The following is a 17,255-nucleotide window of genomic DNA, read 5'->3' as shown; positions in this document are numbered from 1 at the left end:
CTTGCGGGTTTGCTTGCGCTTGCCAGCGTACTCGGCGTCGGCGAAGGTCATCTGCTTCATCGGGAAACTCGGTGGGTGGGGTCGCGGTATTTTGCCAAATCAGAAAGTCTTTTTCAGAGTTTCCCTAGATGAGCAGAGCTTCGGTCACAGGGCAATCAGATTGGTACGGATATTATTTTGCACAACGCGTGGACTTAAATGTCGAATCCAAGGCTTGCCTCCTAGCGTTCCGATCATTACCACTGAAGTCGAGATGTGAGTCGTCCACACGGTCTTCATCGCGAGAAGCAACGCACATACGACACTGATTGAACGAACTCTCTGCGCCATCGGTTCCTGGTCACAAAAATAATCGTCGACGAAACGTCATTAAAGACGTTTGGCCATATCCCCCCAGGGGGGATAAATTGCAGGCCTTAATCATTTAGATCATAGGCTCAAGCAATGAGTGATCACGAATACCCACATCCCCACACGCATCAGACCCACGAAGCGATTATCAAACGCCTGAAGCGTGCGGACGGGCACCTGCGAAGCATCATCGCAATGGTCGAAGACGGGCGTGAATGTGTAGACATCTGTGAACTCTGGTGATTTTAAAGCTGCAGATTGACCAGAGTTCGCCCCAGATAGCCGGGGCAGCTGCTGAATTGGCCAGAAGAGATCATCCCGGTCGCGGCAAATCAGTAGGACGTGCCCAGGAATTCGAATGCTTTTCACGCATTACGGTCTATCCTAAACATCACCGACCCATTTCAGAGGCTACACAGCATGGCTAGGAAGGAGCAAAGGCTTAAGGACATGCTGGTCCGTGCTAAAGCTGAAGTCCTAGCAGGAGAGCATTTCCGTACCCCGGAGTACCTAGCATTGCTTCTTGATAGGGAACTCGACGGGCTCATCCGGTCGCTTGAGCAAGCAGAGGTAAAGCGGGAGATCTTTTCGATAGTGCATCAAGGCCAAGTACTCTATCCGGACTATGCGTTCTCGGATAATCAGGAGGGTAATCTGCTCCCTGGACTGGTAGAGATAATCGAAATCCTTTCCCCAGCGAACGATGATTGGGGAATGGCTTTTTGGTTTAGATCCCCTAACAATTTTCTTGGGGGCAAACGGCCTGAAGATACCCTACATCAAGAATTCGACAAGGTGGTGGCAGCGGCTCATGAACAAGTCGATTCCATCATGCCCGGCTAAGCTCCGACGGAGTCCTCAGCTGTGGGGGTTCAACCTGACCCGAGCCAGGAAGGAGAAGGGATTGACCTTCTTGCTCTTAGAGTACCGGCTTGATTCGACCCGTCATTTCGGTCCAACCAGCGTACTCTGCGCTTCGCTTCATCGAACGATGTTGATAATTGCTCGCGATTTAGCCGACTTTGCCCCAGAGCTTCGCATCAATGGACTAGGGCTGCAGTATGCGCTCTGCCCGCGTGGCAAAATGAGCCAAGCACGCCTCAAAGGCCATAAGCACCCTCTCTGCCTCATCTGAAAGCGCAATGGTCTGGGTAAACTCCGCTGCGCAGTGTCTGGTCACCAAATCTCTATAGGGGTGCGCAACGAAGGTGACTGGACTCATCATTACAACGTCAGGTTGAGCTCGCGGAAAGCGGCGGTGAGTGTTGTATTTGCCAAAAATATATTCCCCTTTCTGTAATGCCTGAAAATGTAGTGAGAGTAGGGGGCTAAGGTTTCTAACCCACTAAATTTCCCCTTACGAAACCGGATTTTGTCGCAGATTGCTTCGATTGCCGGCACGACCTGTTCAGGGCTACTGATTTCTATCAGTAGCCCTGAAACCTGCTCTTCCTGACTGACTGCACCTTTGCGGATTAATTTGCGCTGGAGTTCTAAGAGATAAAAGCTTCGCTTGGCTACGACTATTCGCAGTATGAGAACCGCACGTACAGCGGGTTTGTTATCAGGAAATCTAAGCCAACGGCGGGCTCGGTCGGAAGGAGAGCTATTTGGGTCGAAAGGCTTCAACGATTGAAGCTGGAATTCGCAATCATCACTTTTGAAACCAGTGGACTCTCCATACCAAGCAAGGTCCGAGAAATCCGTCCGCACATTTTTTATTAGGGTTAGCTCATCCCAAACTTGCTGAAGGATGCCTCCACTGCCACTAAAGCGTTCTGATGTAAATCTGAGCCCCCCAATGTCTTTTCCGCTGCCATGTCCGTCGCCCGTAGCATACTTACCATGTTCGCGACGACGAACAGTGACGATTTTCTTATCGCTAAATGACAACTCATCAGTAGTCTGGATGAACGGACATCGATCGCCTAGAATCCGGAATCCAGGGTTGCGTTTTCTCCGAACAGTTGCATCTTCGTCAGGCTCCTCCTCCGAAGTAACCACAAGGGAGTTCTGTTCTTCAGATATCTGGTGAACTGGCTGTACCGGGATTGTGAGCGGTACGCCGTTCTCTTCATCTTTCTCCGTGTACTTTTGACGAATGATTTCATAAATATGATCGCGTGGTTCGCTCATGCCGGTGACTTCAAGACATAGAAATGTCGTGTTATTGTTTATCCATCGGCCAATGCATTCAACTTCTGCAGGGCCCTGAAACCAGGGTCTGACCTTCAAACTCACGCGTTTAATGTTCTTTTCTCGTGCAACATCCAGCTGTGAATAAATTGACCTGGCCGACGCCGCTGCATAAGGATCGTGCTGCAACGAAGCCAGAAACAGCGCGTCGTCGTCAGGGACTGACGGATGCGGTCTGACTACCCAGATGCCTGTTTCGGATTCGGGTTCGGATTGGGGTTTGGGTTTGGGTTTGGCCGCGTAAAGCTTGGTCATCACATCATCCCAGGCATACGTAGCTAGTATCCTCGCCATGTCGGACGTACTGCCGTAACACCGGGCCAAAAATTCTGCACATGGAATGAGCAGGTTTTTTGTATCTGACAGCTTGAAGCTCATCAGGTGAGATAAAGCTTTGGGGGTATAGCTCCTATCAACTGGAGCATCATGTTGGAATTTCGCGAGCTCATACTCAGTTGACGGATGATCTGTCAAATAGACGTATTTCCAAGAGCCATCGCTGAAATCAACGGAGAGTTTTTTCTTTTTCCCGAAATTAGTTTCTCCAACACATTCGCCATTTAGCCACATCGTGCCCACCCGAAAACTGCCGAGATGACTGAGCGCAATTTTCGCGACAGTAAAACCAGCGGGGACATCGTGCTTGCCCAGATAGCGGAAAACAACGTCCACGTAAGGCATGCTTTGAGCGTCATCATTTTTGTGGCAGCGAGCGTACCACCATACAACCACCAACCTATCCTTGATATGCCGGATTTCATTGCCTATGTCTGTATCTGTGCCGCACAGGTATTGACGACGCGACTTACGCCTGATGGCCTTGCTCAATGAACTTACTCCGATGGTACTCTGGCTAGGCAGTCGAAAATGGCGTACGACGCTAACGCTGTGTAATGCCATGTTAATACTACCGGAGGGCGAAAATCATTTTCTAAAATAGGATATTCGAGATCACGAGGACAGCCGAAGCTACCTACTGGATTCTGCGAGTGTTTTTGCCAATCGAATTCTTGCTATGGCCGCTTGGACCTGCGGAACCCTTATTTCCAAAGCCCTGAGCAAAAATCAGTCGTCAAAATTACAACATGGTATTTGCATCTATTGCTCGATATTTGCATCTATATCCAGATGTCACAGCCGCCGCCCACCAGTGCCGGGCCTGATGCCGAGTGATGCGGTTGGCGGAACGGTCGATGGGGCCAATGGCTCAGCGGTGCCAGGCTTACAACCGATTGAATCGCGGCAACCTCCAGCGCCTCCTGTTCGCTCAACGGGGGTAACAAACCTGGCAGGCGGCTGGCGAGCAAGGTCTTGCCGGTGCCGGGCGGCCCACTGAGCAACAGGTTATGCGCGCCCGCCGCCGCAATCAGCAACGCTCGTTTGGCCGCGAACTGGCCCTGGACTTCACTCAGGTCCGGATAGGGCTTGTTCAAGTACAGCAAGCCATCGGACTTGTAAGGCTCGATCGGCACATGTCCATTCAGATGCGCCACCACCTGCAGCAGGTGGTCCACCGCAATCACCTTCAACCCGGAAGCCAGGCATGCTTCCTCGGCATTTGCCCGCGGCACTATCACGGTGCGCCCGGCCTTGCGCGCTGCCAGCGCTGCCGGCAACACGCCTTTTACCGCTCGCACTTCACCGGACAGCGCCAGCTCCCCCAGGCATTCCACGTCATCGAGCATCAACGCCGGCACCTGCATACTGGCCGCCAGGATCCCCAGGGCAATCGCCAGATCAAAACGCTCGTATACAGATTAGTAGCGATGCGTGGACATAATGCTGGAGACCGCGCCATTCAAGGAGCGCAGGAGCTTTCATCGATGTCCATGGAGTCGCAGCTTAGGTGCTGCTTCTCACGCAGGTTTTGTGCAAATACGAGATGACGTTGCCAACTTGTTAAGCCGAGAAGGTGGCAGGGTAAGAAACGAGCCAAAGCTGATTGTTCAGATGCAAAGGCCTTGTTGGGTCATTGCATGGACTTGACCACTCATTTGCATTGCCACTGACCAGCCATTTGCATCCGTGCTGACCAACCGCTTGCTTTCGATTTGACCAGCACACGCCGTTGTGAAGATCGGCAGAGAACGGCCATAAGCAGTCAGTCGACTTGCTCCCGGGTATGAATTGAGGAGCGGTTCGTCAAATGAAGCAATACAGAAACCTTCCCACTCTTTAAGCCTGATTCAACGCTCCTCCATCGCCAGGGACTAATTGTTCTGACCGTTACTCTGGGCTAGATAATCTCCCATCATTTCCAGCCGATCATTGCCCCAGAACAGCTTCGAATCGGCGATGAAGGTCGGAGCACCGAAAACGCCTACCTGCACGGCTTGATCGTTGTTAGCCTCCAGTGCCAGTTTGAATCGCTCATCGGAAGCAGCTTGAATAGTTGCACTTCGGTCCAGGCCTGCTGCAATCGCCAGATCGCCGAGGATCTCCAGGTCGCTGATATCCCGGTTTTCACTCCAGTAAGCTCGCATCACGTTGAAGATGAACTCCACGCCCTTTCCCTTCTCGATTGCATACAAGCTGCAACGCAAAGCTCGGGAAGGCCGTAATGGAAACTGAGGGTGGTAGCTTAGCGTCAAGCGTCTCAGTCGAGCCCAATCCTGCAAATCCTGCTGAAACCACCGCACAAATGCTGGCGATGCTTCCAGTGGTCGCCGCCCCCCGATGTGATCGATCAGGTTGGCCAAGTGCATAGGCCGCCAATGAATCGCTCGACCATGGGCAGCGGCGATTTCTCGCAAGCGCGGCATAGCCAGGTAGCACCATGGACTGTGAAAATCGAAAAAAAACTCAATTGGCTCGCCCGCACTGATCGGTTGCGGTAGAGAGAAGCGGCTGAGGTCGACCCTCACTCGTTCGTGATGGCCGCGCATCACTAACCGCCCTTGTTGGCTCGCGCTCACCGCGAAACTCAACGTGCGGCCCTTGGTCGACTCCAACACGGCTTCGCACTGGACCTCAATGCCCGGCCAGGCCGGGCTCAAATGCGCAATATCCACTTTAGTGCCAACCGTGCCCCATCCCGGAACGCAGAAAGCCTGAACGCCACTGCCCGCCGTTTCCTCCAGCAGAGCAATAAGTGCCGGCGTAGATACCACCTGCACCCCGGCATTACCGATGGCGGCAGCCGTCTGTTGAAGCCCTGGTACGAATGCGCAGTGATGCCGGTGGCCGATGATCGGTGTGCTCATGGCAATTCCTCCAACTGCATCGCCATGGCTTGGGCTTTCAGCTCGCGCTTGAGTATTTTTCCACTGGACGTCATGGGCCATTGGCTGACCTTGAACACCCTGGATGGATGCTTGAACCCAGCGATTTTTCCGGCACACGCTTGCTTCACCTGCGCAGCGGAGAGCGCCCCACCCAACTCGACCGCCGCGGCGACCACTTCGCCGTAGAAAGGATCCGGCATGGCAAATACAGCGATTTCGGTGATCGCCGGGTGGCCGCGTAGCAGGTTCTCCACCTCCACCGGGTAGATGTTCTCGCCACCGCGGATGATCATGTCGCGTAACCGTCCTCCCACAAGTTCCACTCGGCCATCGGCGGTAACGCGTCCGAGATCCCCCGTCTGCATCCAGCCATCGAGGTCGATACAACGAGTAGTCTCCAGCGGGTCACGATGATAACCGAGCATCACCATGGGCCCGCGCACCTGAACCTGCCCGGTCTCACCGCAGGCCAGCACCTGGCCGTTGTCCGGATCACACACGCGCACCTGCATGCCTGGCAATGGCATGCCGGCGGTGGTGAATCGCTGCGCACTCTCGCAACTGTCCAAAGCGATAAGGGTGCTGGCTTCAGTCTGGCCGTACACCTGCACCAGGCCTGGAATCGGGAACGCAGACGCGCAGCGTTCGAGCAAAGCCGGGTCGCAATCGGCGCCACCGCAAGTGCCCGCCCGCAACGAGCCAAGGTCGTACTGTGTTCGTCGCGGGTGCTCCAGCATGGCCAGATAAGAGGTGGGAACGCCCGTCAGCAGCGTACAGCGCTCGGCCTCCACGAGGTGCAACATTCGCTCGGCTTCGAAGGCACTGACCCCCACATACGTAGCCCCTGCGGCCAGCGCTGAGAGCACATTCATAATGCAGCCCGCGCAGTGGAATAGCGGAATGATGGAAGTCCAGCGATCCTCGGCGGTAACCGCCAGACGCGCGACGGTTCCTCGTGCATTCATCAACATGCCTTCGAAGCACAGTTCAGCGCCCTTTGGCCGCCCTGTGGTGCCGGAGGTGTACTGGATGCTGGCCAGCTCGCGAGGCGACCAGGGCCACGCCTGAAATGGCAGCTGCGGTCCTTCGCTCATCAGTGCTGCGTAACTCCAGCAATTCTCAGCGTGAAGCCCAGGTCCGTCGAAACAAATCACGTCGCGCAGAAGGGGTAACCGGTTACGAGTGTCCAGTGTCATGGACAGATAGTCACTGGAGCGAAAGCGCGCGGAAAGCAAGATCGCCACCGACTGACTGTGGTCCAGCACATGCAGGAGGTCGTCCTCGCGAAAGTGCGTATTAACCGGCACCAGCACCGCACCAATGGCAGCGATGGCGACCTGCGCGATTGGCCATTCGATTCTGTTTTCCGCCCACAATGCCACCGAGCTGCCGGGTTGAATCCCGCGCCGCCGCAAGGCACAGGCCAGTGTCTGGGAAGCAAGCAACCATTGGCTGAAGGTCAGCCGCTGAGGTGTGGAGTCAAATACGAGCGCCTCCTTGTCCGGCCAGCGGTTCGCGCAGTGCAACAGCATTGCGTATGGGTCGCCGGGCAAGTTTTCGCGTGCGAAGCGGGATTTATCCGATGTCATGAAAAGACTACCTGAGAGTGGAGTGAAGGCTGATTGGATTGGAAATCCAGTTAGGCTTTGCTGTCGAGAGCAGGCGTCAGGGACGGTGGCACCCTGGCGGCCATTCGCCGACTGACCAGGCAATAAAGCATTCCGGTACCCAGCAGGCCGACCACCCAGGAAACATCTGCATAGTTCAGCGCACGGGCGACCGGTCCGGTGTAGAAACCGCTGGAAATGAACGGCAACTCCATCAGTACCCCACAGCAGTAGGTGGCAATAACCGGCCAGTTCCAACGGCCATAGCGGCCAGCGGGATCATTGAGAGCTGCCAGGTCATAGCGCGTGCCGTTGACGAAGAACACGTCGGCCAGGCTGATCGCGCTCCAGGGGGTGATGAACGCCAGGAGAAAAATGAGGAAGGAAGAAAACGCACTGATAAAGCTGTGGGAACCGGCCAGGGCAATCAGCACTGCAACGGACACCATTCCCAGCACATAGATGAAGCGATGGGCCAGAGACACTCTGCTGACGCCGCAGAACGCGCTGACAATGGTCGCGCTGGACATGTAGCTGCTGTAAGCGTTGAGGGTCATCATGGTGATCTTGCCGAAGCCGACCACCAGATACAGGATCATGGCCAACACACCCGTCGAGCCCAGGCTGACGACAAACTCTACCTCATGGCCCGAGAAGGCGGTTCCGGCGAGGGCTGCGGCAAACACACCGAAGGTCATGGCGGCCTGTGATCCCAGTACTGTGCCCAGCGATGCAGCCAGAAAGATCTTCAACTTGGACGTCTGACTGGGCAAATATCGGGAGTAGTCCGCTACATATGGCCCATACGAAATCTGCCAGGCGGCTGCCAACGAGATCGAAAACACGAAGTTGGCAGCGACGAAGTGACGATTGTCGAGCAGCGCATGGATATCGTGCCGGGCCAGCAACGCACCGAACATGTAGATAAAGGCAATGACGCCCACCACGCTGGCTACTTTGGCGATGGAGTGGATGGTGCGATACCCAAGGGTCGCCAACAACAGGGTTACCAGGCCGAACAGAATGATGCCCTGCCAGTCCGCGATCGATAGCACTTTCGCCACCGATTGACCGGCCAGCAACGTGCCGCCCGCCGAGAACCCCACGTACAACAAACTCACCAGTACAAGCGGAATGACCGCACCATAGACACCGAACTGCACGCGACTGCGGATCATCTGTGGCAGGCCAATCGCCGGCCCCTGGGCAGCTTGCAGGCCCATGACGATGCTGCCAAGTACTTGGCCTATCAGAAGGCCAATCAACGACCAGAATACATCGCCTCCCAGCACCACCGCCAAAGCCCCGGTGACGATGGCCGTGATGTTCAGGTTCACACCCAGCCACAGTGTGAACTGACCGAAGGCGCTGCCATGGCGCTCGTTTTCCGGTATGTAATCGATGGAGCGGGTTTCAATTACCGACCTCGGTGCAACAGGCGCAGTTGAACTAGCCATGGGCGAATCCTCGATATTGTTAGTGCAGCATCTGCGCCAGATCAGCGCGTTTTTTGGAAGGACACAGGCTGTGGATGGACTGAGGTTAAGCGGCGGGGTATATAATTAAAAATATGCACTGTTGATACAGCGAATTAAAAATAATGATTCACTTCAGCCTTCGGCAAATCGAATATTTTGTAGCAGCGGCCCAATGTCGAAGTACCGTCAATGCGGCGAAGTCGCTGAGTGTGTCCCAACCCTCGATATCAAACGCGATTGCGGAGTTGGAAGCCTTATGGGATGAGCGCTTGTTCGTGAGGATTCCAGGCAAAGGGATCGAACTCAGCTCCGCCGGAACCCGCCGTTACCAGCAAGCAAGGCAGCTACTGCAAAGTGCCGCGCAGCTCTCTGCCAAGGAGACTGATAGCGTGGTGGGGGACCTTTCGGTGGGTTGCTTTGCAACGTTGGGCGCGCGACATGTCCCCACCATGGTCGAGCGCTTCAAGCAGCGCTTTCCTGAGGTACGAGTCGCCATTGTCGAAGGTGACACCGAGGAACTGATTGAACGGGTGGAGCGCGGCACCCTTGATTTAGCGCTGATCTATGACATGAACCTGGCTCGTAAGGTCAAGCTACAGGCGGTGGGACTGCAATCACCTTATGTGCTGCTGCCCGAAGGGCATCATCTGGCAGCAAAAGCCAGCTTGTGTATTCAGGATTTGCAAACCGAGCCCTTTATCCTTCTAGACCTACCTCACAGTCGCGACTATTTCCTGTCACTGTTCCGCTCGGGCGGTGTAGAGCCCAATGTCATTATGGAGTTGCGCTCGGTGGAAATGGTGCGCTCACTCGTGGCACATGGGCACGGAGTGTCGATTCTCGTCACTCGACCCGCTGGAGACTTGAGCTACGACGGGCGACCCATCGTGTGTCGCCCATTTGACGCTAGCATCCCACCGCAACGAGTCGTGATCGCCTCGTCGCAAACCCAGAACCCATCCCGCCCGGCTGAAGCGTTCGTGGTGGTGATGCGCGAACTGTTCAATGAAGCCGATACGCTTGAAACCTCGACAATCTGATGAAGGTTTTTGATTTCTCCGCCGAGCTATTTTCGACAGTCCGTTGCGGAGCAGTTTTCCGCTGGTGAACGACAGCTATGGGTCGGATAGCGACCACCAGCCATTGTGACTGATCCACTCTTGTCCTCCCTCAACGTGGAGGACGAGCCATGAACACCATTGCTACATACAGCCATCAGCCTTGGAACAAGGGAAAGCTTGTCGGTCAGAAAGCCCCGCTCCGAGTCAGAGATATCTGGGCTATCCGAGTAAGACTTCAGCTTGCTGAGAAGGCGCGTGATTTGGCGCTATTCAACTTGGCCATCGATAGCAAGCTGCGTGCCTGTGACTTAACCAAGTTGCGAGTCCGAGACATCGCCCATGGGGAGCATGTGTCGTCACGGGCCATCGTGATGCAGCAAAAAACTCAGCACCCAGTGCAGTTTGAAATCACTGAGCAAACCCGAACGGTTCTGGAGGCTTGGATGCGCGAGGCGCGTCTCCGCAGCGAGGACTTCTTGTTCCCGAGCCGGTTGCACGCCTCAGACCATCTTTCCACCAGGCAATACGCTCGAATAGTCAAAGCTTGGGTGACAGCTATTGGCCTTGATCCAACCATGTACGGAACCCACACGCTAAGGAGAACCAAGGCTTCGTTGATCTATCGCAGGACGAAGAACCTGAGAGCCGTCCAACTCCTGCTTGGTCATACGAAGCTTGAAAGCACTGTCAGATACCTGGGAATCGAGGTCGATGATGCCTTGGAAATGGCCGAGCAGACGGAAGTCTGACCATTCACTGCGACGGTCGATGCTAGACCGTCGCTATCCGTCCCATAGCCGCCAGTCAATTGTGTCTACAAAATCGGGGGGCATTCAAATCAGAGGGCAGTCTTGCGCTGAGTAATTTATGACTGGCGTATCCTCAAAATGGAATCTGTGATGGCTTGAGCATTAGTGTCCAGCGTTTCCATAGCCGACATCGCATTAGCGGCGACGCTTCCTACCCCATTTTCTGAGAGCCACTTGGTTATTTCTTCTATAGCTGCACTTAAGGCGTGCTGGTTGTGGAGGAGCAATGTCAGAGCGTCCGCCGTGGCGATCTTGCAGTCTGAGTTATCTGGCATGGCGGTCGTCCTTGAGGAATGATGCCGGAAGCCTAGCTCATCTCGTCTTTGGCTGAGACTGGCCGACAGCTGCCCGCCATGATAGGCGGCAGATGGACAGATGCTGACGCTCGCCGGTATCTGCTCTGTTGGCCTTTGTCACCTCAGGTCAGACCCAACGACGCTTTACTACAGAGTCCGGCCATCCTGATAGAATCGATCAGGTTATAGATAACACCCTTCTGAGAAATGGTATGAATACGGAATTGATGGAAGATGAGATGCGCCGGGCGCTATTCGGTGATTCTGAGCCCTCTGCGCCGGCAATTAACTCAGACGTGCAGGACACAGTCCCGGATGTTGTGATCGTACAACCGGTGAAGGCAGCGAAGAAAAAGGCAGTCTCAAAAGGCTTCACTCCTAGGTTGAGAGTTACGCTCCGTGTGGGAAACGAATTTGAAGGCGAGATGTACGAGATGGTGCATGAGGCCGATACGCTGAGCTCCCTAGTTGCAGAACAAGAAGCTACAAAGACGGCCAGAAAAAAATTCAGGTTTGTGGAAGTAGTCTCGGTCAAACCGATGTAAGTGGGTACTCTCACTTTTCGCCCGCTGGGCATCATGCCGCATTCACTTTACCGCGGGCCACCCAACAGATTCGTGTCGATTGAAGCCTCAAATATTAGGGGCGTTAGTCGTATCCCGGATTGGATTTAAAACCATCACCCGATCCCACTCTCAATGTTTAAATGGTCGCCAACCCCAAGCCACATATCTGAGGGTGGCGACAGGCAAAAATCGACCCTAAGCGGTCTTACGACTTTCGCGGAAGCGGACGTTCAAAGTGGTTGCTTCCACATTTTGGGCACGCCAACACCACGTCGGCATCTCTGTAAGGGGGTATCTGTCATTACAAAGCTCCTGAATCAGACCATATACCGGGCCATCAACCAATAGCCCATAAATCCGAATCACGTCACCGCCAGGACATGCCCCTGGATTGGGCCCCTATGCCCACAGAAAAGCGTATTTGCCTCAGCGGGACAGTGACGGATCTGAATTGAGTCGCCGATTAAACGTCAATCAGGCGAACTGCCTGGCGCGAATCAATTGTTGGAATAAATCCGATGCCTTGGTGCTCTGTGATCCACTTCCGAGTCAGCTCTATATCGAAATACCGGCCGTGGGTTTTCATCAGCACAAGCGCCGCACCCGTAATTCGACAATGCCCACAGCTCGGACAGATTCCTTCCTCGTATTCACCATCAGTTTCAACGACCGCCGCAGTTTCACCACAAATCAAGCAAGTCATGAACTACTCCTTTTGGCTTTACCAAATCCCCCAGCGGGACGATGAACTGCAATCCCAACGCGTAATCGACCCGAGTGGCGGCCAGGGCTGGTGAGCTTGCCTAGTTTGCTTCTTTCACCGCACTGAGAAACGCGCACGTGCGTTCCTGCTGCGGGTGTTCGAAGATTTGCGCCGGGGTGCCCTGCTCGTGAATCTGCCCTTTGTAGAAAAAGCACACACGATCAGCGAACTCACGGGCGAAACCCATTTGATGCGTCACCATCAGCATGGTCAGGTTGTGTTCGGTGCCGAGCTTGCGGATCACGTTGAGCACTTCACCGCACAGTTCCGGGTCGAGGGCGGAGGTCACTTCGTCGAACAGCATGACTTTCGGGCGCATGGCGAGTGCCCGGGCGATCGCCACCCGTTGTTGTTGACCACCGGACAACTGCGATGGGTAATGCCCGAGCTTGCTGCCCAGACCCACCAGTTCCAGCAAGTCTGCTGCACGTTCACGGGCCTCGGTCGGTTTCATGCCGAGCACCTGCACCGGCGCCTCGATAACGTTTTGCAACGCTGTCATGTGAGGGAACAGGTTAAAACTCTGGAACACCATGCCGATCTTGCCACGCACTCGGCGGATGTGCCGGTCATTGGCGGGCACCAATACACCGTTGCGATTGGGCATGTGGGTCAGCAAGTCATCCTCAATGCGAATCAGTCCGTCATCGATGCCTTCGAGTGTCATCAGTACCCGCAGCAGTGTGGATTTTCCGGAGCCGCTGGGGCCGATGATCGCGACTTTTTCACCCGGCGTGACGTCTAGGTTCAAATGATCGAGCACGGTAAAGTTGCCGTAGCTCTTGGTAACGTCCTGGAAGCTGACGATCGGCTTTACCGGTTTGGTTTTCTGCATGGCCGTGGCCTCTTGCGGATGCAGCGGGGTCGGGTTGCTGTGCCTTGAAAGGTCACCGGGTGTCGACAGTGGGGTAGTCATTAGCGTAGCTCCAGGCGCACTTCAAGGCGCCGTACCAGATAAGCCAAAGCGATGCTTAGGGCGAGGAAAAACAGACCGACCATGGTGATCGGCTCCAGATAGCGGAAGTTCTCGGAGCCGATGTTCTTGGCCTGTTGCATGATTTCCACCACGGTAATCGCCGACAGCACCGGCGTATCCTTGAGCATTGCCACCAGATAGTTACCCAATGGCGGCAGGATCGGCCGCAGGGCCTGCGGCAGGATTATGTTGCGATATGCGCTGTACGGGGCGATGTTCAGCGCCGTGACTGCTTCCCATTGTGCGCGCGGCACCGCATCGAGGCCGCCGCGATACACCTCGGCGATGTAACAGGCGTAATGCAGGCCGATACCCAGAATGCCCACTTGCATGGCGGTCATGCTGACGCCGTAATTGGGCAGCACGTAGTAAAGGAAATACACCTGGATCAGCAGTGGCGTACTGCGAATGAACTCGATCACAGCGGTGGTCGGCCACGACAGCCAGACTCTGCGGCTCCGTCGGCCGATAGCCAGGAACAGTCCCAGCACAATGGCGATCAGGAAACCGATCAGGGTAATGCCCACGGTGTTGAGCGAGGCGCGCAGCAAATCGGGAAGGATATGCCAGGCATAGGTCCAGTCGAACAGTGTCATGACAGACCTCCACGCAACCGCCCGCGAGCCAGATGCTGCTCAATGCGGCGCATGCCGATGTTGATGGCTTGCGCCAGGATGAAATACATCACCAGCGCCAGACTGAAGATTTCCAGGGTCTGGAAAGTGGCCTGATCCAGTTGACGAGCCCTGAAGCTCAGGTCTGACAGGGTGATCAACGACACCAGCGAAGTATTTTTAAGCAATTCGATCAGCAGGTTGGTACCCGGCGGTATAGCGGCCAGCAACGCCTGCGGAAGAATGATGCGGCGAAAGCGTTTGTAGCCGCTGAAGTTGAGTGCCGTGGACGCTTCGTATTGACCCTTGGCGACGGAGCTGATCGCACCGCGCATCACCTCGGCGCCGTAAGCACCAATGTGCAAGCCTAGGCCGACGATGGCCACGCTGTAGGGGCTCAGTTCAAGGTTGAAGGGCGGCAGCGGCAGCACAAAAAACAGCCAGAACAATTGCACCAGTAACGACGTGCCGCGAAACACTTCAATGTAAGCAATGGAAAACCAGCGCAATGGCCGCCAGGGCGACATGCGCCCCAGGGCCGCGAGAATCGCCGCGACAATCGCCAGCAGCGAACCGAAGATCGTCACCTGGAGCGTCACCCAAGCGCCTTGTATCAATAGCGGAAGTAATTCACCCATGGTTTAAACCTGTCCATCCGGGTTAAGCAGGGAAATAGGCATCGCGCCGTGGCGCCATGCCTGTTTCGACTATTGAGCGCAGAGCTCGGCAGCCGTTTTGCTTGTCACGTTGGATTTGTCAAACCCGAAAGGGGCAACTGCCTTGAGGTGCTCTTCGGAACCCAACCATTTTTTCAACTCGGCGTTGACCGCATCGCGCAGGTCTTTGTCTTCCGGACGGAAGGCGAGAGCACCGTATCCAATGTGTGACGGGTCATCCTTGAACTCGGTGACTGCTTCAACTTTTTCACCACCCTTGGCGGCCAAACCTTTCATGGTCAGTTGAGTACCCACTGCCGCATCGGCACGACCGGCGCGCACGGCTTGCAACTGGGCGGTGGTGTCCGGTACTTGGAGGATTTGCTCATCCTTTACACCCGAGTCGCGGGCATAGCCCAGGTTCACCGTGCCGGCCATGATTGCCAGCTTCACCTCGGGATTCTTGGCGATGTCTTCGTAACTGTGCAGCCCCTTCGGGTTGCCTTTGGCCGTAAGCAGCGCGTCTGGCAGTTGATACTGCGGATCGGTAAACAGCACCTGCTTGCAGCGAGCCGGCGTGATGTACATGCCGGCGGCAATCACGTCGAAGCGCCCGGCGCGCAGACCCGGGATCAACGAGCCCCATTCGGTCAACACGCCGTCAACCTGTTTGATGCCCATTTTGGCAAAGATGGCTTTGGCGATTTCCGGTGATTCACCGGTGACCCTGCCGTCGGTTTCGGTAAAGGCGAATGGGGTTTCGTTGGCATAACCGATACGGATGCTGCTGTTCTGTTTGACGGTTTCCAGTGTCGTAGCGGCTTGGGCGCCGGCGGCTAGGCCGAACATCGCGCAAGCTATGAACAGGTGACGCAATGCATGGGTGCTGCGGGAAGGGAAATTGCTCATCGATAAAATCTCCTGTTTCTTGTTGACCCGTCGGTGACGGCTCTGTGGTAGGAGGCAGTGTTACAAGAGCAAAGCGTACAAGGACTGATCTCATGGAGCTGGGCGCAGTCCGGTACAGGTCGATTGATTTTGTTGTGGGCTTTAAGGTGCCCGCTGTCGACCTTGAGCCGAGCATACAAAAGCGCTGAGCATCATTGTATTGCACTAGGACAATTGCATTGCATGGATACTAGCGCGATGCTGTCCCGACGAGCACAGACCCGAGTTTTAGCGCTGATGGACAAATGGAAAGCGGCACTGGATATCGCCCGCAGTGGCGAGTCAAAGTACAAGATTCTGGTGCAGGCGATTGCCGATGATATCGAGCAGGGTGTCTTGGCCAATGATCAGCGCCTGCCACCGCAGCGGCATGTTGCCGATACCATGGGCATCAGCGTGCAGACGGTCACCAACGCCTATAAAGAGCTGGAGCGTCAGGGGCTGGTGCGTTGCGAAGTCGGGCGCGGCAGTTTTGTGTCGCGGCGCATGAGCGATCGAGTGGCTACCTATATTCTCGATAGCCCCGAACGGGCCCTGGTGGATTTTTCCATCGCGCGGATCCTGCACACCCGCGAGCACGACCAGTTCTGGCGTGACACCTGTCTCGAACTCAGCACGGAAGAGGATCAGCCGTGGATACACGCATTTCGTCCGATTGCGGGTTTCGAGTCGCACCGCGAAGAGGCCACGCACTGGATCGGACGGCAAGGACTGCGGGTCGAGCGTGATGACATCCTGATTACCAACGGCGCCGCTCACGGCATCTTCCTTGCGCTGGCGTCTCTGGCCGGTCCCGATGATGTCGTGCTCTGCGAAGGGATCACCGATCACGGGGTAATCGGCAACTCTCAGGTATTGGGATTCACCCTCAAAGGCCTGGAAATGGACCGCTATGGCATAGACCCGGAACACTTCGAAGACATGTGCAGCAATGAGCGCATCACCGCGCTGGTGTGCACGCCCAACCTGAACAACCCGACCACCAGCCTGATGCCCGACAGTCGTCGGCGGGAGATTGCCGATATCGCCCGGCGTTTCGGTGTGCACATCATTGAAGACGATGTATACGGGCCGTTGCTGGATGAGCATCGCGCGCCGCCAATCAGCCATTACCTGCCGGAGTTATCGTTCTATTGCACTAGCATGACCAAGTCAGTGCTGACCGGTTTGCGCATCGGCTATTTGGTAGTGCCCAAGCGACTGGCGTTGCGCACCGAAAGTATCTTGCGGGTCAACAGCTGGATGGCCACGCCCATGGTCTCCGAAATCGCTGCGCGCTGGATTCGTGACGGTCGCGCCGACACGCTCGTGCGATTGCAGCGCAAACTGTTGGCCGGCAGGCAGGCGATAGTCAGCAAATACCTGGGCGAGCACCTGCTCGGCCAGCATCCTCATGCACTGAACGCGTGGGTTGGCATTCCAATACACTGGGAGGTCGACAGCCTGGTGCGGGCCTTGCGTCACCGGCACATCGCTGTCGCATCGCCTGATCCGTTCACCGTGCGTGGAACGCCGCGAGCTCGAGCGGTGAGGGTGTGTGTCGGCGCCGAATGCAGCGACGAAGAAATGCGTGATGCATTGATAAGCATGCGCGAGATATTCGGGCAGTACCCGCAAATCCATGATTTTTGACCGGGAAAAAGTCCGCAAAAAAGTTTGTCGGATAAATTGCCCTAGTACATTCATTACGACAATCCAGTCCTCTTAGAC

General features: G+C 55.5%; 15 protein-coding genes and 2 pseudogenes. 6 read left to right on the top strand and 11 right to left on the bottom strand.

Annotated elements, in window-relative coordinates:
* Window positions 1-444: 444 nt before the first annotated feature.
* Together FIV39_RS30760 and FIV39_RS30755 are read left to right on the top strand one after the other, a co-directional pair.
* Window positions 445-585, top strand: a pseudogene (locus FIV39_RS30760) (metal-sensing transcriptional repressor); the annotation flags it as partial.
* A gap of 216 nt (window positions 586-801) precedes the next feature.
* Window positions 802-1,194 carry a DUF2384 domain-containing protein gene (locus FIV39_RS30755; RefSeq protein WP_143513851.1) on the top strand — a complete coding sequence of 131 codons (393 nt, stop codon included), beginning with the start codon at window positions 802-804 and terminating at the stop codon, window positions 1,192-1,194.
* Between the two features lie 381 nt (window positions 1,195-1,575).
* Here the strand turns inward: FIV39_RS30755 and FIV39_RS30750 are convergent, their stop codons facing one another.
* The 5 genes and pseudogenes from FIV39_RS30750 to FIV39_RS30730 all read right to left on the bottom strand — a co-directional run bounded on the left by FIV39_RS30750 (window position 1,576) and on the right by FIV39_RS30730 (window position 8,835).
* Window positions 1,576-3,375: a hypothetical protein gene (locus FIV39_RS30750; RefSeq protein WP_051421980.1), complete on the bottom strand. Its 1,800-nt coding sequence runs from the start codon at window positions 3,373-3,375 to the stop codon at window positions 1,576-1,578.
* 308 nt (window positions 3,376-3,683) lie between these two features.
* Window positions 3,684-4,292, bottom strand: a pseudogene (locus tag FIV39_RS30745) (ATP-binding protein); the annotation flags it as partial.
* 465 nt (window positions 4,293-4,757) lie between these two features.
* Window positions 4,758-5,750 (bottom strand): thioesterase, FlK family, encoded by a 993-nt coding sequence (locus tag FIV39_RS30740; RefSeq protein ID WP_017736574.1) that lies wholly within the window; start codon window positions 5,748-5,750, stop codon window positions 4,758-4,760.
* Window positions 5,747-7,360 (bottom strand): class I adenylate-forming enzyme family protein, encoded by a 1,614-nt coding sequence (locus FIV39_RS30735; protein WP_017736575.1) that lies wholly within the window; start codon window positions 7,358-7,360, stop codon window positions 5,747-5,749. Before FIV39_RS30735 ends, FIV39_RS30740 begins: the two co-directional genes overlap by 4 nt.
* 50 nt (window positions 7,361-7,410) lie before the next feature.
* Window positions 7,411-8,835: a purine-cytosine permease family protein gene (locus FIV39_RS30730; RefSeq protein WP_017736576.1), complete on the bottom strand. Its 1,425-nt coding sequence runs from the start codon at window positions 8,833-8,835 to the stop codon at window positions 7,411-7,413.
* A gap of 143 nt (window positions 8,836-8,978) precedes the next feature.
* On the opposite strand from FIV39_RS30730, the gene FIV39_RS30725 reads away from it, so the two are divergent.
* The gene (locus tag FIV39_RS30725; RefSeq protein ID WP_017736577.1) at window positions 8,979-9,896 is read left to right on the top strand and encodes a LysR family transcriptional regulator; all 918 of its coding nucleotides are present in this window, start codon (window positions 8,979-8,981) and stop codon (window positions 9,894-9,896) included.
* 149 nt (window positions 9,897-10,045) lie between these two features.
* Window positions 10,046-10,666, top strand: a complete 621-nt coding sequence (locus tag FIV39_RS30720; protein WP_017736578.1) for a tyrosine-type recombinase/integrase — start codon at window positions 10,046-10,048, stop codon at window positions 10,664-10,666.
* A 116-nt stretch (window positions 10,667-10,782) separates the two neighbouring features.
* Here FIV39_RS30720 and FIV39_RS30715 read toward each other — a convergent pair whose 3' ends face one another.
* Complete coding sequence (locus FIV39_RS30715) at window positions 10,783-11,001, bottom strand: hypothetical protein (protein ID WP_017736579.1); 219 nt, start codon at window positions 10,999-11,001, stop codon at window positions 10,783-10,785.
* Between the two features lie 233 nt (window positions 11,002-11,234).
* Between FIV39_RS30715 and FIV39_RS30710 the strand changes: the two genes are divergently transcribed.
* Complete coding sequence (locus FIV39_RS30710) at window positions 11,235-11,567, top strand: hypothetical protein (RefSeq protein ID WP_017736580.1); 333 nt, start codon at window positions 11,235-11,237, stop codon at window positions 11,565-11,567.
* Between the two features lie 484 nt (window positions 11,568-12,051).
* Here FIV39_RS30710 and FIV39_RS30705 read toward each other — a convergent pair whose 3' ends face one another.
* From FIV39_RS30705 to ehuB, 5 genes are all read right to left on the bottom strand, one after another.
* Window positions 12,052-12,291, bottom strand: a complete 240-nt coding sequence (locus tag FIV39_RS30705; protein ID WP_017736581.1) for a hypothetical protein — start codon at window positions 12,289-12,291, stop codon at window positions 12,052-12,054.
* A gap of 100 nt (window positions 12,292-12,391) precedes the next feature.
* Window positions 12,392-13,186, bottom strand: a complete 795-nt coding sequence (gene ehuA / locus FIV39_RS30700; RefSeq protein WP_017736582.1) for an ectoine/hydroxyectoine ABC transporter ATP-binding protein EhuA — start codon at window positions 13,184-13,186, stop codon at window positions 12,392-12,394.
* Between the two features lie 80 nt (window positions 13,187-13,266).
* Complete coding sequence (gene ehuD, locus FIV39_RS30695) at window positions 13,267-13,923, bottom strand: ectoine/hydroxyectoine ABC transporter permease subunit EhuD (protein ID WP_017736583.1); 657 nt, start codon at window positions 13,921-13,923, stop codon at window positions 13,267-13,269.
* On the bottom strand, window positions 13,920-14,579 hold the full coding sequence (ehuC, locus tag FIV39_RS30690; protein WP_019818793.1) for an ectoine/hydroxyectoine ABC transporter permease subunit EhuC: 660 nt from the start codon (window positions 14,577-14,579) through the stop codon (window positions 13,920-13,922). Before ehuC ends, ehuD begins: the two co-directional genes overlap by 4 nt.
* Before the next feature lie 69 nt (window positions 14,580-14,648).
* A complete protein-coding gene (gene ehuB, locus FIV39_RS30685; protein ID WP_017736585.1) occupies window positions 14,649-15,506 on the bottom strand; it encodes an ectoine/hydroxyectoine ABC transporter substrate-binding protein EhuB in 858 nt (285 codons plus the stop codon).
* A gap of 276 nt (window positions 15,507-15,782) precedes the next feature.
* Here ehuB and ehuR point away from each other — a divergent pair, with 276 nt between their 5' ends.
* Window positions 15,783-17,177, top strand: coding sequence for a MocR-like ectoine utilization transcription factor EhuR (gene ehuR / locus FIV39_RS30680; protein WP_017736587.1), 1,395 nt, complete (start codon window positions 15,783-15,785; stop codon window positions 17,175-17,177).
* The last annotated feature ends 78 nt before the right edge of the window (window positions 17,178-17,255 follow it).

The organism is Pseudomonas grimontii (genome assembly GCF_007858185.1).
Lineage (GTDB): Bacteria > Pseudomonadota > Gammaproteobacteria > Pseudomonadales > Pseudomonadaceae > Aquipseudomonas > Aquipseudomonas grimontii.
The sequence above is the reverse complement of the archived record's forward strand: the minus strand, read 5'-3'. Positions and strand labels throughout refer to the sequence as shown.

Coding starts and splice junctions, on each gene's coding strand:
- FIV39_RS30755 (WP_143513851.1), top strand. CDS start 802: ATGCTGGTCCGTGCTAAAGCTGAAGTCCTAGCAGGAGAGCATTTCCGT.
- FIV39_RS30740 (WP_017736574.1), bottom strand. CDS start 5,750: ATGAGCACACCGATCATCGGCCACCGGCATCACTGCGCATTCGTACCA.
- FIV39_RS30735 (WP_017736575.1), bottom strand. CDS start 7,360: ATGACATCGGATAAATCCCGCTTCGCACGCGAAAACTTGCCCGGCGAC.
- FIV39_RS30730 (WP_017736576.1), bottom strand. CDS start 8,835: ATGGCTAGTTCAACTGCGCCTGTTGCACCGAGGTCGGTAATTGAAACC.
- FIV39_RS30725 (WP_017736577.1), top strand. CDS start 8,979: ATGATTCACTTCAGCCTTCGGCAAATCGAATATTTTGTAGCAGCGGCC.
- FIV39_RS30720 (WP_017736578.1), top strand. CDS start 10,046: ATGAACACCATTGCTACATACAGCCATCAGCCTTGGAACAAGGGAAAG.
- FIV39_RS30715 (WP_017736579.1), bottom strand. CDS start 11,001: ATGCCAGATAACTCAGACTGCAAGATCGCCACGGCGGACGCTCTGACA.
- FIV39_RS30710 (WP_017736580.1), top strand. CDS start 11,235: ATGAATACGGAATTGATGGAAGATGAGATGCGCCGGGCGCTATTCGGT.
- FIV39_RS30705 (WP_017736581.1), bottom strand. CDS start 12,291: ATGACTTGCTTGATTTGTGGTGAAACTGCGGCGGTCGTTGAAACTGAT.
- ehuA (WP_017736582.1), bottom strand. CDS start 13,186: ATGCAGAAAACCAAACCGGTAAAGCCGATCGTCAGCTTCCAGGACGTT.
- ehuD (WP_017736583.1), bottom strand. CDS start 13,923: ATGACACTGTTCGACTGGACCTATGCCTGGCATATCCTTCCCGATTTG.
- ehuC (WP_019818793.1), bottom strand. CDS start 14,579: ATGGGTGAATTACTTCCGCTATTGATACAAGGCGCTTGGGTGACGCTC.
- ehuB (WP_017736585.1), bottom strand. CDS start 15,506: ATGAGCAATTTCCCTTCCCGCAGCACCCATGCATTGCGTCACCTGTTC.
- ehuR (WP_017736587.1), top strand. CDS start 15,783: ATGGACAAATGGAAAGCGGCACTGGATATCGCCCGCAGTGGCGAGTCA.